Raw genomic sequence first — 15971 nt, forward strand, 5'->3', positions numbered from 1 at the left:
TACTCCAATTACAATAGCCTGGCTATAATCTAGCCAGGCTTATAATATTATTGTTCTCTAATATTATCAATAATATTATCTTGTTGAATTTTTTTCAATGGATTTAAGACTGATAAATAACTAATTATTAAAGCTGAAACAAACGTAATGATACAAGCCTCATAGGGAATCGTCCATGTCATTTTCAACATATCAGATATAGCTAAATATATAATATAAGACAATATACAGCCAAAAAAGATTCCTTGTAAACTTCCAGAAAAACCGTAAATCAAAGCTTCATAGGTAATCATTTTTTTCAAATCCTTTTGTGACATACCAATGGATTTCAAAGCGGCCAATTCTTTTCGTCTAGTCATGATACTTATAGTTATAGTATTGAGGATATTAACGCTACTAATTAAAGAAATGACTGTGATGAAACCATATGCAAGCACTTGTAAAGTAAGTTTTTCTTCTTTTTTTGTTTTATTTTCTTGATAATTATTTACGATTGTAATGGTATAGCTTTTTCCAATCGTGTTTTCTATTTCCTTTACTGTCGCGGAAGATTGAGTTACATCCTTTAATTTAGTTTCAAAGCTATTCTCCTGTTTTTCGTATACTTTAGATATATTTTCAAGTGATTTCAATTGATGCAAAACTTGTTCACTTTCAGCTAAATGATCTGGATTATTATCCACTATCTTAATTGTAATATCCGATTTAACAGATAACTTATCAAAAGATTTAGATGCAAATGCAACACTCATTAAATACGAGAAAGTAATAAATAACACACTACTTATAATAATTGATAAGATTGTAATGGTATAGCGATTTTTATTTCGCTTAACATTTTTCATAGCCATGCTCAAAGGAATAGATAAAGGTTTTTTCACCATGGAATTCTTTTGTTTTTTGATTTGTTCCTTTTTAATTGACAACCTGCTACTAATTGCCAACAAAGGGGAGATTTTCCCTGCAAAATAAGCTGGGTACAAACTTGATGCTATTACAGAAAGCAAGGTAATAATCGAACTGATTATTAAAATATTCCAATCAACATAAAATATCGAGACCGCTTTACTATTTTCCATTAAAAGTGAAAAAGTGAACTGCAGAGAGGCAAGTGCTATTAGGCTACATATAATTCCAATTGGTATAGCGATAACAGCCAGAAAAGTAGCTTCTCTCAGAACGATTTGTCTAATTTGCTTTCGTGTTGCACCAATGCTTCTCAACAAGCCAAACTGCCTCGTTCGTTCTACGACACTGATTTGAAAAGCGTTGTAAATCACAACAATTGTCGCTATCACAACAATGCTGATTGTAATAATTAGCGTAGCCATAATCGAATTATTGTAACCTGGTTTCTCTAATTGAATTAATTCATTACTTATATTAATATTATTTTCTCCGGAAATGGCCTTGAGTCCCTCTAAAACCTCATTAAAGTTTGCTTTTGAGCTAATTCCAACTAATATTTTTCCTTCACCAGCGCTAAACTTACTCTTATAGGTTAGTAACCGTCCCACCTTATTTTCCTGTGTATATGTACTATCACTTAGAAAACCAACCAATTTGTATTTTTTTTCATTTAATTCGAATGAATCACCTATTTGAATATTTTCTTTTATATAAGGTAATACCCAGGGATCAACAGCAACTTCTTGATCATTAGATGGCAATCTGCCCTTAATAATACTGTATTTTAAAAATTCCAAGGCGTTATCATCAGCAAAATTCATTTGTACAGCAGCCTCTCCAACTTGGACTGTTTCTCCCTGTGACATTAAACCAAATGATTCAATTTGCGGGTTATATTTAATTTTTTTCAATATCGATTCATCGTAATTTAATACAACGGCATGAAAAGAATACCCTTGCCTCTTTTTCGTATTCTCGATTTGAGAAATCTGAGTACCGTTCATAAATAGGCCGATTGTAGAAATTAACGATACAGAGAGTACGATTCCTATCAAAGTTAAAATTGTTCGTTTCTTATTTCCCTTTAAGTATCTCCTGCTTAATTGTTTATAATTACCAATCAAGATTAGTTTCCTCCCGTCTTAGGCTTATTCGTGGATAGCCACTGATCGGAAATGATTTGGCCATCTTCAATTGTAATAATACGGTCAGAAGTTGATGCAATTTTTAAATCGTGAGTAATCAATACAATAGTTTGATTATATTTTTTTGCTGTCAATCTTAATAAATCTATGACTTCTTTTGTATTTTGAGTATCCAGATTTCCTGTAGGTTCATCAGCTAAGATTAAATGTGGGCGATTTATAAGTGCCCTCCCAATCGAAACCCGTTGTTGCTGACCTCCTGATAATTCAGATGGTAAATGATTTCGTCTTTCATGAAGTCCCAGAATTTCAATAATTTCGTCCATATAAGGATTATCTACAGGTTCATTATCTAGTAAAGTGGGTAAAGCTATATTCTCTTGTACATTCAATACAGGAATTAAATTAAAGAACTGAAATATAAAACCAACTTTTCTTCTTCTAAATATCGAAAGTTCATTATCTGAATAATTATAAATATTGTTCTCTCCAATAAATACTTGTCCTGAACTCGGACGGTCCAACCCTCCCAAAATATGTAACAATGTACTTTTACCTGAGCCAGAAGCTCCTACGATTGATACAAATTCCCCTTGCTGTATAGAAAGATTTATGCCCTTCAAAGCATCTACCCTACTATTTCCTTCACCATAACTTTTGACTACATTTTCTATTCTTACGATTTCCATTTATATCACCTTCTTATCATTTTAAGTTAGTCTTGTACCTCTACAAAGTTTATTTTATACTGATTATTCGATGAGACCTTATCAATCTGTTGTAAAACTTTATCTACTTCTTGTTTGTTTTTATAATCAAAATCACGTTTTTTAAATTGAATTAATTTCATTATTGACTCTGATTCAGAAATTGCATTATAGTCTTGGTCTTTTAGAATAACAAGGTTCATTGGGGCATACCCAATCCAAATTTGCTGTTTAACATACTGGGCAGATACCATCTTACCGTTCAAATTCAACTGGTTATTTTCAAAATTATCAACCATAGAATCCTTAGCCGCATAAGAAAATAATAGATTCTGATCACTAGATACTTTATTTTTATCTTTCACCCTCTCAGAAATAATAGATGCTAAATTTGGATCTTTTCTAGCTCTTAGAAGTCCCTTATTAAATAATTTTACCGCGGTAGAACTATTAATAACTGCATATTCTGTAGTGTTGATTTCAAATTCTTCATTTGTATCATTTTGTTTCTTATCTTCTTCTGATAATGGACTCCTTTTTGTTGTTGTGACGTACTTTACCTTATAGTCTATTGATTGTTTAGTGTCATCTTTAAACTCTTGTTTAACTTTTTCTACGTCAGTTGCAGTACCACTAACTAGAATCCCATCGACTGGTTGTCCTGGACCTTGCACATAACGTTTTACTCCTAATCCTATTCCTATAAAAATAGCAATAACAACCGTATAACTTATAATTTTTTTCATTAGAATACTCCTTTAGTAAATGATTTATATCTGGATTATAGATGAGTTTTTTTCATAAGTTAATGACTTCTATCTAACTATGTGACTTCTAATCTTACAATTTTGTAAGATTAGTATTCCTCATGCTCAACAAGCTAAATTTATATAATAATAATCTTATACGTTATTATTCTCTTTTTTTATTGAAACGGGTCGAATCACAGGCAATAACCCGACCTATAATGATTAATGTTACAGATAATAACTTAAGGCCCGTCTTATATATAATCTAAATCTTTAAAATAAACAAAGGATATTACTCCTAATACAGCACCAACTACCCCCAGCATCAAACCCTTATACTTTTGTATAAACATCTTATTCCTCTTTTCGTACAAATAAATTATTCCATATATAACAATACTAAATTATGGAATGTTTCAAAGAATTAAAACGTTTTTATATTCAGTTTATATGTCTACTTCTTTACTTATCCCATAGATAAGTAAATACAAAGGGATACAAAAACGTCACTTCTTTTATAAACAGTACGACTTTATTGTTACTTAATAGTAGTGAGAAATATCACATATCTCATAAAAGGGCTGGGCGGAAATTTAAGTTTACTAAATACCTTTTCTAAAGTTTGAGTGCAACCTTTTTCTGTACACTCCATCCAATCTTTCATCAAACAACTACCTTATCCCATAATTTCAAAGGATTCCCACTCGATTATCCCGAATATATAAATTACTATTCTCACAAGGAGCGAATTTATATGAATCTATTCGAACACGAAATGTAAAACCGTTCCCCTTTCATAAGAGGTCCTCCTTTTTTCTTTTCTCACCATATCATTTACTTACAAAATAGGAGGATACAATTATGAAACGTGATCCATTATTTTTAACTTTATTAGAAAGTGCAAATACACATTTTAGCGGTTGGGATTTTTCTTTCATTTCAGAAACGGGTCGAATGAAGAGCGAGCCTTTATCGTGGTCGTACGGCAGTACTGCTTTCCAACTTATGCAACGCGCTAAATCAATGCTAGATATGGGAACTGGCGGCGGAGAGTTTTTATCTATGTTACAACCGTTCCCGTCAACTATTTATGCTACTGAGGGCTACGCTCCAAACGTGCCAATTGCTCGAAAGAAATTAGAGCCTTTAGGGGTTACTGTTGTAGAGGTGAACGATGATACTGCATTGCCATTTCAAGATGGTCAGTTTAATCTAATCCTAAACCAACATGAATCATATGCTGCTTCTGAAGTAAAAAGAATCCTTTCTCAAAATGGGATTTTCCTTACACAACAAGTTGGTGGTCTCGATTGTGTGGAACTTAATGAGCAATTTAACGCACCGCTAAATAACGAATTTGCAAGTTGGTCACTTGAAGCAGCATGTAGTGAGTTAGAGGAAACTGGATTTACTATTTTAGAAGCAAAGGAAGAATTCCCTTTCCAACGCTTTTATGATATTGGCGCTATCGTCTACTATTTAAAAGCGATTCCGTGGCAAATTCCTGATTTTACTATCGAAAGGTATTATGAGGAGTTATATCGTATACATGAAATTATCTTACAAAAAGGATATTTTGATGTGAAGCAACATCGATTTATGATTAAGGCGATTCACAGCTAACAAAAAGGAGGCGGCAAAGCCACCTCTTTTTTGTTCCGTTTACGTATGTTCTCTACGCTTTCACCATAAGAAAAGTTATATCATACATATTACAATTCTGACCAATAAATTGTATTTCTGAAACATATAATCACTTCGTATATATAATGAGAACAAAACGTGATTTTTCACTATCCTCTTCTATTGAGAAATGAGTTGTTTTTCATATCGCTTGTTCGCATCATCTTCTGTCAAACATGCAGTTGTGTAATTAATAATATTCCGGTTATCGTACGTGAATATATGTTTTAACTTATTTTCTTCTGTTATTACTGTCGGTAAGTATTTTGGTAAGTTGCTAACTACACCTCTATTATCACCATCTAATATCCAATCAATTTCTTTCCATTCTAATAATCCTTCAGCCGTACGTAATGGTGTATTCATTTGCATTCCATCTGGAAAATCAGCAACGAACACATACATTCCTTCACTAGCCTGGGGCTCATCTTTACCTTTAAAAACAACAGTCCCTTTATACGTTACACTTGAAAGTTCTATACCCGTTTCCTCAAACGTTTCTCTAATTATTCCTTCGTATGGCGTTTCATTCTCTTCTATTTTTCCTCCAACACCATTCCACATCCCCATATTCGGCTTTTTATTTCTATTTAATAGCAGTATTTTATCGCTTTTTCTAATAAAACAAATTGTGTATTTGTACATACGATCATTTCCTTTCATTTTCCACATGAGTTATTTGGCTTATTTTCAAGTAAAAACACTCGCCTTACAATTCCTTACTACATAATATATAGTACAACTTTCATGCGTAAACACTTTACGTCAAACGAGAGAATCCTTTTTAGAAAGGAGAATTTAAAATCGATAATATAAGCAATGAATTTCTAAACCAATATTACAACAGCCTCGTGTGGTTAAACGATACACACTGGTTCGGGGTTCCAATCTGTAAACTTCCCTCTGATCTCTTTTTGTATCAAGAAATTATTTATGAATTAAAGCCCGATTTAATTATTGAATGCGGGACTTTTCACGGTGGTAGTGCACTGTATTTAGCTTCTATGTTAGATTTAATTGGAAAAGGTCACGTACTTACTATCGATATAACTCCGCAGCCAAATCGGCCATCACATAATCGGATTACGTATTTAACAGCATCTTCTGTTTCTGTGCAGGCCATCCAAACAATTGTAAGCATGCGCAAACCTGATGATGTGGTTTTAGTTATTTTAGATTCTGATCATAGTAAAGAACATGTCTCCAAAGAACTATTACTATATAAATCTATCGTCACTACTGGCAGTTATATGATTGTAGAAGATACCTCCATTAATGGAAATCCGCTTCTTCCCGATTGGGGTCCTGGCCCGATGGAAGCTGTGGATGAGTTTTTAACTAAAAATAATAACTTCATAATCGACGAGTCTAAACATAAATTTTTCATATCATTTAATCCAAAAGGTTTTTTAAAGAAAATAAAGTGAAACTTTAATAAGTGGGGTTTTGCTCATCCCCCACTTATTCTATCATTTTCATTTTTGAAAAAGGATAATATACAAATTCCACCTTGCCTATTATGTTATCTTCTTCAATATATCCTAAGCCATTTCGACTATCTCTACTTACTTCGCGGTTATCTCCCATTACAAATAACTTATTTGGCGGAATTTTTGTCTTTTGAAAATTATAAAACACTTGTGTGTTGTTAAATAAATCTTTGTTTGTATATGGTTCTTCTTGCTTTTTATCGTTCACATATACCTTTCCGTTCGTTATGTTAATTACATCACCAGGAAGCCCTATTACACGTTTCACATAATATTTCGATTCATCCTCTTCTTTTATAATGACAATTTCTCCGTGTTGTAAATTAGAAAGACGTACTACCGCTTTATTTACAAATACGTAGTCTTCTTCATATAAAGTCGGCTGCATCGATTCCCCTTCCACCTTACATAAAGTAAAAGAATGGTAGCCTATGACTATCACCAATATAAATAGTATGTACTTTCCCCAGCCTCTCTTAATCTCCTTTTTCATATCCATTCCCACCTTATAAAGCGCTTTTTAACTCAAAAAATATATCACTGCACAATATGTTTCCATGCAGTGATACTATTTTTACTGTGCCTTGTTCGGTTGTTCTACTGGAATTGAATTTGCATTTGATCTATTTGTTTTTAATTCAAAATACGCATCCAAAATCTCTTTACCAATCGCAGAATTAATTCCTGATTTATCATCATTCACCCATGGTACAACAACTGAAAAAGCTACTTCCGGATCAGCATCATATGGTGCATAACCGGCAAGAGTTAAATTATAACATTTTTTTCGGTTGTTGTTCTCATCTCTTCCAATATCACTTTCTCCACCATATACTGTCTCAGCTGTTCCTGTTTTTCCCGCTGGTTTATATGGTAGACCTTTAAACGTTCCGGTACCTGTTCCGTCAGCTTCTTGAAAAACTCTTCTAAATCCTTCTTTTACATGATTAATGTACGAAGTGTCCATATCCACTCTATTTAATACAACTGGTTCAATCGACCGAACGACTTTTCCTACATCCTCTGGTCTATTCGGTTGCTCTCTAACTTCTTGTACAATTTGTGGTTTCATTCGGTAACCGCCATTTGCAATTGTGGAAATATATTGTGCAAGCTGAAGCGGCGTATATGTATCATACTGTCCAATCGCGTAATCAAGTAAAAATCCGGGTATGTTATCAGTTCTACCTACTTGACCAATTGATTCATTTGGCAGGTCAATACCAGTCGACACACCTAGGCCAAATTGTCTAAAATAGTAGCGCATTTTATTAAATGTTTCTTGTTTAATGTCTAATGGATTGTTTGGGACATAATTAATGCCTGCCATTTTTAAAGCCGTATTAAACATATAAACGTTCGATGACACTTGCAAAGCTCTTAAATCATCAATATCCCCAAATTCTTTCCACGATTTCTTCGGCTTAGAACTTCCTTTAAAATACATTGGCGCATCAAAGAAATGTGTATACGGCTTAATCGCTTCTGTTTGATATCCAGTTAATAAAGTAGCCCCTTTTACAGTTGACCCTAACTCATAAGAACTTGTCATCGTTCCTAATGCATAATCTTCTATTTGCATACCGCCATCTTTATTTACAATTTTCTTTCCTGCCATTGATAAAATTTGACCGTTTTTCGGATTCATCATTACTACGAACGCACGATCCATCATTGGCTCTGCAGCATGAAAGGCTCGTAAATTCTTTTCAAGGCTGCCCTCTACTCTTTTCTGTAAATCCATATCGACTGTTAACATCAAGTTATTTCCACTTTTTCCTTCAGTCACTTTTTCTGTTCGAACAATCTTCCCTGCTTTATCCATAATATTTTTAGACTGTTCCTTCGTTCCATGTAGTGCATCTTCATATTGTTTTTCAATGTAACTTTTACCAATACGGTCGTTTCGATTATAATCACGAACTAAATAATAATCTAATTGTTCTCTTGGCAATCCTTCATTTTCATTAGAAACGCTACCTAGTATAGAGCGCAGTATTTTATCATTTGGGTATTCACGTTCCCAATCTACTGTCGTATCTACCCCTGGTAAGCTTGCCAACCTTTCACTAACGACAGCATATTCATTTTGACTTACATCTTTTTTAACGATTTGCGGCGTCATTTTATATCCCGCATTCATTTTGCTTTTAATTACTAATACTTCTATATCTTCCTTTGAAAGCTCATTTAGTTCTTCTTGTGTAATTCTTTCCCGGCGCAGTTCTTCTACTTTTTTATCTAACTCTTTTCCTTCTATTTCTTGCTTTCTAAATTTACTCTCATCTTCTTTCGTTACTTTCGCCGCTGCCCGCTTTTCATTTAACTGCATCCAAAAATCTTTCTTATCTGTCTCTGTTAACTTATCCATGTCCTCTTGCGACATTTCAATTAGCTTAGCTAAATCTCTTGCTACTTGTAAAACTTCTTTCGAGTCTACTCCTCTCATTTTCGTATATGTAACGGTTCGTAATGGTTTATTATTTACAATAACGTGACCTTGCCGATCAAACATTTTCCCTCTAGGAACGGGAGTACTTACCGTTACATCTTCCTTTTTGTTTACTTCATTTCTATACGTTTCTCCATCAATGATTTGTACTTTACCTAATTGAATTATAATAGCTGAAAATAAAAGAAAGACAATAAAAAATAGTACATTTAACCGAAATGGAATATGAGTCTTTTTCTTTTTCGATTGTTTTTTCTGCTCCTTTTTCTGTCTCATTTCGCTCCCTCGCTTCATTCTATTAACATTTCTACGCAAAATCATTATGTATCAAATTTATTTATATGATATATATAGAATTTTATATTAATTATAAAAGAAATAAAAGATTTAATTTTCAGTTTTTTGTTTTTACATCCTATTTATTACCATTCCCTTAATGCACAATAACATGAATATTATTCTAAAAGAAAAATGGGGCAAATTGATTTTTATACCATTAGTTTACATTTCTTTGTATACTAAAGAAATAAATTCATAAAAGACATTTCTTAAGGAGAGAACGGAAATGACAGATTCGTTTATCATACATACTCATACACCACATTGTTTAAACTTTATGATCTACATTCAAAATATTTATCTCAATCAAAAAGGAAAAAAAGAAAATTTTCGTTTTCCTTACATAACAAAAACATTACATTTCTCCACTGACTTTAAAACAAATTTCAAAGAATTATGGCTGACTCTTCGTAAACAAACTGCTAACGACAGATATGATTTACAAATTTTTCACGAGGAGAATCATATATTTTATAAGAAGCTTTTTGACGCTAATTTATGTGATGAGGAATCATTTAAAGAATTAATATGTAGTTTTAAAGTATGGTGGACTAGCATAGCAGGTCAGCTTTCAATAGAATATTCCGTAAGTAATTATAGTGAACAACTTTATAATGACTTAGTTTTATACTTAAAGCAAAACGAAATAAATCCTTTACAACAGCTACATATTAGCTTACTTTATGACGATTGTGTATTCGCTAAAGATAATATTACTTCTTACTCTGCTATTTTACCTACGAAACAATTTTTTATAAATTATAGAGATGTTGTTACTACGTTATCAAAATGTTTTCATATGGCTTAAAACAGTGATTACTCAAATAAAAAACTGAGGCAGATACCTCAGTTTTTTCGATAACTTATTTCATTGAAGATAACCCTTCAACAAACTCACCAATCTTATTTTGAAAAACAAAATCAAAGTTATATTCCTGTCCTGTTAACTCTTCATTTACTAAAATAGTTGTTGCTCCTACTTCCCTCTTTGCAATTTGCGGGAATGAAGCGACAGGCTGTACTTTTAGTGATGTTCCCATAACGATAAGCACATCTGTTTCATATAAACGTTTGATAGCATTTTGATATTGCGGCAATGTATCTCCGTATAAAACAACGTCTGGATTTAAAATGAAATTACACTTCTCACAACGCGGTACTTCATGATCAATCATATACTGTAAATCATAGCCTGATTTACATTTTGGACAATGTGCTGTTTGAAGTGTTCCATGTAAATCGATGACATGCTTACTGCCACCTAATTGATGTAAACCGTCAATATTTTGCGTTAAAATCGTAATATCTTTCCCTTGTTCTTCTAGCGCAGCTAAAAAGCGATGTCCACGATTTGGTTTATATTGATGGAACGTATTAATTTGAAAGATTTCTTTATAATGCTTCCAAAACTCTTTCGGACTTCGATTATAATACCCTCTTGATAAATACATCTCCACATTCGCATCAGCATACAACCCATTTGCTGAACGAAAATCTGGAATACCACTTTCCGTACTTGCACCAGCGCCTGTTAATACTGTAATTTTCTTCGCTTTTTCTAAAATTGAACGTACTTCTTCAAATTGTTGCACAAAAATCACCTCTATGTATTTTCCTATTCTTATTATACCAGTTGTTTACAGGAGGTGTTGTACAATTCATTTTACTTAATGCGTTGCGCCCCCAACCTCTACAATATCTACCTTAACTGTCGTCGTTACTTCGATTGCCAATTCTATCCCCTTACGAATAGTAGAAAGTGACATACTCGGTTGCCCTGGATAATTACTCGCTTGTTCTGGTAAAAACGGAATATGAATGAATCCGCCTTTTATTTTCTTATCATGTTTCTCTAGTTCATGCATAAGTCCATAGAATAAGTGATTACAAACGAATGTGCCTGCCGTCTGTGAAACAGATGACGGTATACCCTCTTCGCGAAGTTTTTTTACGATTGCTTTCATTGGAAGTGTAGACCAATACGCAATCGCTCCTTCTTCTACAACCGGTACATCTACCGGCTGATTCCCTTCATTGTCAGCGATTCTTGCATCATCAATATTAATTGCGATACGTTCTATCGTAATATCTGGTCTGCCCCCAGCTTGTCCAATGCATATAATAATTTCCGGCGCTAGTTCTTCTATATACTCTTTTAATACGCTTATTGATTTATGAAATACAGTTGGTACTTGTTTGCTTATTATCTTGTATTCTCCAATTGTTTTTTCATGCAAACCTTTTGCTACTTCCCAAGCTGGATTGATATTTTCTCCGCCGAACGGATCAAACCCTGTTAATAATACTGTTTTCATAGTTTTATCCTCCTAATTAGAAACGATATACTAGGCCGTACATAATAAACATATTTATGATAAAAATTGAAAGAGCAATTGGTACTTGCGCTTTAATAACCGCATTTTTATCCTTTAGCTCTAAAAGCATCGCAGGTACGATATTAAAGTTTGCTGCCATTGGAGTAAGCAGCGTTCCGCAATATCCAGCAAACATACCGAGTGCTGCCATAATTGCTGGGTTTCCGCCGTGCATTTGAACTATTAAAGGTAAGCCAATTCCGCCAGTAATAACAGCAAACGCTGCGAATGCATTTCCCATTACGACTGTAAATAGCATCATGCCTAAACAGTACGCCATAACGGCAACGAACGGATACTCTGTCGGTAGCACTTGTCCGACTAAGTCTGAAACAACTTGTCCAACGCCAGACTTCGCGAATATACCGCCAAGTGCTGCTAACATTTGTGGTAAAATTACAGCCCAGCCAACAGCTTGTAATAGTCTGCTTCCTTCTTGTACAGGTGTTGTTATTTTTGATTTTGTAATACGCATCGCCGCAACAAATGCGAGTAATGCACCAAGCGCTAGTGCAACTAATGTTACTTTATCTGGATCAACAAGAGAGACATTTCCCCATTTAATTTTCCCTAAGGTCAACGTACCGATAATTGTAAAAATAGGAATTAATAGTGCAGGCATAAAAATTTTATTTTTTAATTTCTCAGCATGTTTCACACGTTCTTGTACTGGAACTTCTTTTTCCTCTGATTTTGTTACTTTATTTAGCGAGGCTAAAACGACCATAGCGAGCACGATACAGCCAACGTAAAACGAAGGAATTACATTTCCAAATAAAAATGTAACTGCAAACAATGCCCAAAATAAACTAGAACCGAATCTGTTTGGATGTTCACGATCGAATGCGATACAAACAGCGATAAAAGCAACGATTATCCCTAATACATAATAGATTGTATCCATTGTGATGATGTTCATATTAGATTGCCTCCTTCTCTTCTTTTCCTTCTGCCTTCATTGTTTTCTCTATATATTTATCAAACCTTCTAAATCTAATCCAGCTTACAATAAGTGCAGATATTGCTGTCGGAATGCCCCAAAGTGCCATATCCCATACTCCGACATGCATACCTACTGAATCGAAGAATCCTTTCATTAATAAAATAGCTCCAGTTGCGATGAAAATATCTTCTCCGAAAAACCAAGCTGTATTTTCAGCAGCTGCTGCGTTTGCTTTAATCTTTTCTCTTAATTTTTCAGGAAGTTTACCGTATTTACCTTGCGTGGCCCCTTCTGCCATCGGTGCAACGAGCGGCCTTACTGTTTGCGCATGCCCACCAATATTAAGCCCTAGTGCTGCTGATGATTCTCTTATCGTAAAATATGACATTAATACTCTTCCAGTTGTTGCTCCTTTTGATTTCGTTATAAGTGCTTCTGCTCTTTCTTTTAAACCGTAACGCTCTAAAATTCCGATTACCGGTAAAGTTAATATAATTGGCATAGACATATATCTATTTTCTATGAAAAATTTACCGAACATGCTGATCACATCATAAAAACTTAATCCTGAAACCATACCAGTAACAATACCTGCAACCATAACTACTAAAAGTGTATTTAATCTAAATAAAAAGCCCACTGCAACAAGTAGTATTCCGATTAATTTAATCATCCCAGCTCTTCCCCCTATTTTTTATTTCGGTGCACAAATAGAAATATCATTAAGTTTGAATGTTCTGTATATTTTTTTTGCAAATTGCACTGCTTTTTCCCCATCACCGTGTAAACAAATTGTTTGCGCCTGAACTGCTACTTTCTCTCCATTGACCGCATTTACATGGCCTTCTTTCACCATTTGAAGTACTTGCTTTATCGCTTCGTCTTCATCTTTTATAAGCGCATTTTCTTCTGTACGGCTCGTTAATGTACCATCTTGCTTATATGTACGATCCGCAAAAGCCTCTTGTACAAGAGTTACTTTGTATTTTTCTGCAGCCTGTATAAACGCCTCGCTATTTGCTAATCCATAAAGTAATAGACTTGGATTTATATGATAAATTGCCTTTGCAATTGCATCTGCAATTTCCGGATTAGACGCCGCCATATTATATAAGGCACCGTGCGGCTTTACATGCTGCATTTTCCCGCCTGCCGCTTTCACAAATGCGTCTAATGCGCCTGTTTGATATAGAACATAATCGTATACTTCACTTGCTGAAACATTCATGTTTCTTCTACCAAATCCAATTAAATCAGGAAATCCAGGATGCGCCCCTATTGCTACGTTATGCTCCAAAGCTTTTTCAACAGTTTGACGCATAATAGACGGATCACCCGCATGAAAACCGCAAGCAACGTTTATAGAGGAAACGAACGGAAGAATCTCATCATCATTCCCCATTTTATAAGCGCCAAAACTTTCTCCTAAATCACAGTTTAAATCGATTGTAGTCATAATGTATTCCTCCTAATTTCAGCTTCGTAAAGCGATGAATTTCTTTAATAAATTCATATTTACTTCTTGTTCTATGTACAATTGTTCCGCTTCTTCAAGCGTAATTTTCTCAAAAGAAACATAGTCCCCCGGCTTTAGCTGGGCAAGAAGAGGTAAATCTACTAAAATGATATTTCCCATTCTCGGATAGCCACCTGTCGTTTGCCTATCTGCCATTAATATAATCGGCTGTCCACCATTAGGAACTTGAATGGTTCCAAATGTAACAGGACTCGATAAAATCTCTTTTTCTTCATTCCTATTTAAAACCTCTCCCTCAACCCTATAGCCCATACGGTCAGCATAATTAGATACCTTATACTCTTTCGTAAAAAATGCCTTTCTACTTTCTTCTGTAAATTGATCGTATTCAAAGTCAGTTATGACACGAAGCTTTGGATGTTTCTTATACTTTGGTAGTACGCTGTTGCTAATTGCCCATTTCGTTTTTATTCTCGCATCTTTTTGTAAGTCTAGAATGAAACGACTCGCCATTTCTGGTTGTGCACCAATTTGGAAGTAGTCACCCTTTTTCAGCATTCTTCCTTCTATACCACCAATCGCAGCACGTATGTACGTACTTTTGCTTCCCATTGTACGCTCAATATGTATTCCACCCGCAAAGGTCACATACGCTCTGCAACCACTTTTCACTTTTCCAAAACAAAGCATACTACCTTCTTCCGCTAAAATGGGACGCCATAAGGGGATACGTTCTCCATTCAATAACGGTTCCATATCTGCTCCGCCAATCGCAAGTAAAGTCGTTTTCTTTATTAACAATTTAGGTCCCATAATCGTCATTTCGAGTCCCGCTTCATTCTCTTCATTACCAACTAACATATTGATCATCCGAAGTGTACTTTGATCCATCACCCCGCCAACTGGCACACCGTATTGTTGATAATGAGATCGCCCTAAATCTTGGACTGTTGTAAACATTCCCGCATGCAAAACCTCTACATCCATTTTTTAGCCCCCTCAAGCGATACGTACTCTTCCTTCGTTATTGGGATAAATCGTAAATACATACCGCTTTGAATAAAGGTTGGTGTTTCTTCTTCCGGATTAAATAAGGAGATTGGTGTTCGACCAATAATATTCCATCCACCCGGTGTTTCAAGTGGATAAATACCTGTTTGATTTCCGCCGATTCCTACCGAACCAGGTGAGATTTGTAACCGTGGTGTTTTTTTTCTAGGTGTTTCTAATTCTTTTGAAAGTCCTCCTAAATACGGGAACCCTGGTGTAAAACCTAGCATATATACAAAATATGTAGTTTCACTATGTATTCGAATCACATCTTCTACTTGTAAACCGTGATAATGCGCGACTTCTTCTAAATCAGGTCCATATTCTCCCCCGTAGCACACTGGTATAGAAATATGTTTCACATCCTGTTTTACTTCTTCTTTATAAGAATCACACAGCTCCTTTATATACTGGCGAACGTAATCATGTGACCTTTCACTTCTCTCATTTCCCTTCCATACTTCGTATACATTGTAGTAAACAGCTAATGAAGTAAACGACGGAACGCACTCTATCATTCCTGCAAACGGATGTTGCTGCAGTGCTTGAAATAACCGCTGTACTTTCTCATATATATCCCTCTTAATTTCTTCACCAAATGTAACAATAATTGCTTGATCCCCTAACGCAGAAAATTTCATCCTACTCCCTC

The 15971-nt window shown here is 34.6% G+C and carries 16 protein-coding genes; 3 read left to right on the plus strand and 13 right to left on the minus strand.

Annotation, left to right across the window (positions count from 1 at the left end):
- Positions 1-47 precede the first annotated feature (47 nt).
- Genes M1D73_RS15370 through M1D73_RS15380 form a run of 3 tightly spaced genes read right to left on the minus strand, consistent with a single transcriptional unit; the run spans position 48 to position 3507 of the window.
- Complete coding sequence (locus M1D73_RS15370) at positions 48-2033, minus strand: ABC transporter permease (RefSeq protein ID WP_000580036.1); 1986 nt, start codon at positions 2031-2033, stop codon at positions 48-50.
- A gap of 2 nt (positions 2034-2035) precedes the next feature.
- Positions 2036-2743, minus strand: a complete 708-nt coding sequence (locus M1D73_RS15375) for an ABC transporter ATP-binding protein (RefSeq protein WP_098213073.1) — start codon at positions 2741-2743, stop codon at positions 2036-2038.
- 26 nt (positions 2744-2769) lie between these two features.
- Positions 2770-3507 carry a lipoprotein BA_5634 family protein gene (locus M1D73_RS15380; RefSeq protein ID WP_000720910.1) on the minus strand — a complete coding sequence of 246 codons (738 nt, stop codon included), beginning with the start codon at positions 3505-3507 and terminating at the stop codon, positions 2770-2772.
- 864 nt (positions 3508-4371) lie between these two features.
- Here M1D73_RS15380 and M1D73_RS15385 point away from each other — a divergent pair.
- Positions 4372-5133, plus strand: a complete 762-nt coding sequence (locus tag M1D73_RS15385; RefSeq protein WP_000817573.1) for a class I SAM-dependent methyltransferase — start codon at positions 4372-4374, stop codon at positions 5131-5133.
- Between the two features lie 180 nt (positions 5134-5313).
- On the opposite strand, the gene M1D73_RS15390 is transcribed toward M1D73_RS15385, so the two are convergent.
- Positions 5314-5838: an NUDIX hydrolase gene (locus M1D73_RS15390; RefSeq protein WP_002182860.1), complete on the minus strand. Its 525-nt coding sequence runs from the start codon at positions 5836-5838 to the stop codon at positions 5314-5316.
- Positions 5839-5996: 158 nt separating this feature from the next.
- Between M1D73_RS15390 and M1D73_RS15395 the strand changes: the two genes are divergently transcribed.
- On the plus strand, positions 5997-6620 hold the full coding sequence (locus M1D73_RS15395) for a cephalosporin hydroxylase family protein (RefSeq protein WP_265736937.1): 624 nt from the start codon (positions 5997-5999) through the stop codon (positions 6618-6620).
- A gap of 34 nt (positions 6621-6654) precedes the next feature.
- Here M1D73_RS15395 and lepB read toward each other — a convergent pair whose 3' ends face one another.
- Both lepB and M1D73_RS15405 read right to left on the minus strand, forming a co-directional pair.
- Positions 6655-7176: a signal peptidase I gene (gene lepB / locus M1D73_RS15400; RefSeq protein ID WP_002094069.1), complete on the minus strand. Its 522-nt coding sequence runs from the start codon at positions 7174-7176 to the stop codon at positions 6655-6657.
- A gap of 81 nt (positions 7177-7257) precedes the next feature.
- On the minus strand, positions 7258-9411 hold the full coding sequence (locus tag M1D73_RS15405; protein WP_001249191.1) for a peptidoglycan D,D-transpeptidase FtsI family protein: 2154 nt from the start codon (positions 9409-9411) through the stop codon (positions 7258-7260).
- Between the two features lie 289 nt (positions 9412-9700).
- On the opposite strand from M1D73_RS15405, the gene M1D73_RS15410 reads away from it, so the two are divergent.
- A complete protein-coding gene (locus M1D73_RS15410) occupies positions 9701-10282 on the plus strand; it encodes a hypothetical protein (RefSeq protein ID WP_033695849.1) in 582 nt (193 codons plus the stop codon).
- Between the two features lie 55 nt (positions 10283-10337).
- On the opposite strand, the gene M1D73_RS15415 is transcribed toward M1D73_RS15410, so the two are convergent.
- From M1D73_RS15415 to pxpB, 7 genes are all read right to left on the minus strand, one after another.
- Complete coding sequence (locus tag M1D73_RS15415) at positions 10338-11066, minus strand: NAD-dependent protein deacylase (protein WP_001183793.1); 729 nt, start codon at positions 11064-11066, stop codon at positions 10338-10340.
- A gap of 75 nt (positions 11067-11141) precedes the next feature.
- On the minus strand, positions 11142-11789 hold the full coding sequence (gene pcp / locus M1D73_RS15420) for a pyroglutamyl-peptidase I (protein WP_000859708.1): 648 nt from the start codon (positions 11787-11789) through the stop codon (positions 11142-11144).
- 16 nt (positions 11790-11805) lie between these two features.
- Positions 11806-12768 carry a DUF979 domain-containing protein gene (locus M1D73_RS15425; RefSeq protein ID WP_481157923.1) on the minus strand — a complete coding sequence of 321 codons (963 nt, stop codon included), beginning with the start codon at positions 12766-12768 and terminating at the stop codon, positions 11806-11808.
- A gap of 1 nt (position 12769) precedes the next feature.
- Positions 12770-13465 (minus strand): DUF969 domain-containing protein, encoded by a 696-nt coding sequence (locus M1D73_RS15430; protein WP_000593399.1) that lies wholly within the window; start codon positions 13463-13465, stop codon positions 12770-12772.
- A 21-nt stretch (positions 13466-13486) separates the two neighbouring features.
- The gene (pxpA, locus tag M1D73_RS15435) at positions 13487-14248 is read right to left on the minus strand and encodes a 5-oxoprolinase subunit PxpA (RefSeq protein ID WP_000207316.1); all 762 of its coding nucleotides are present in this window, start codon (positions 14246-14248) and stop codon (positions 13487-13489) included.
- Positions 14249-14266: 18 nt separating this feature from the next.
- Positions 14267-15256 (minus strand): 5-oxoprolinase subunit C family protein, encoded by a 990-nt coding sequence (locus tag M1D73_RS15440; RefSeq protein WP_481157924.1) that lies wholly within the window; start codon positions 15254-15256, stop codon positions 14267-14269.
- On the minus strand, positions 15247-15960 hold the full coding sequence (gene pxpB, locus M1D73_RS15445; protein WP_000672282.1) for a 5-oxoprolinase subunit PxpB: 714 nt from the start codon (positions 15958-15960) through the stop codon (positions 15247-15249). Before pxpB ends, M1D73_RS15440 begins: the two co-directional genes overlap by 10 nt.
- Positions 15961-15971: the final 11 nt, after the last annotated feature.

The organism is Bacillus sp. PK3-067 (genome assembly GCF_056738645.1).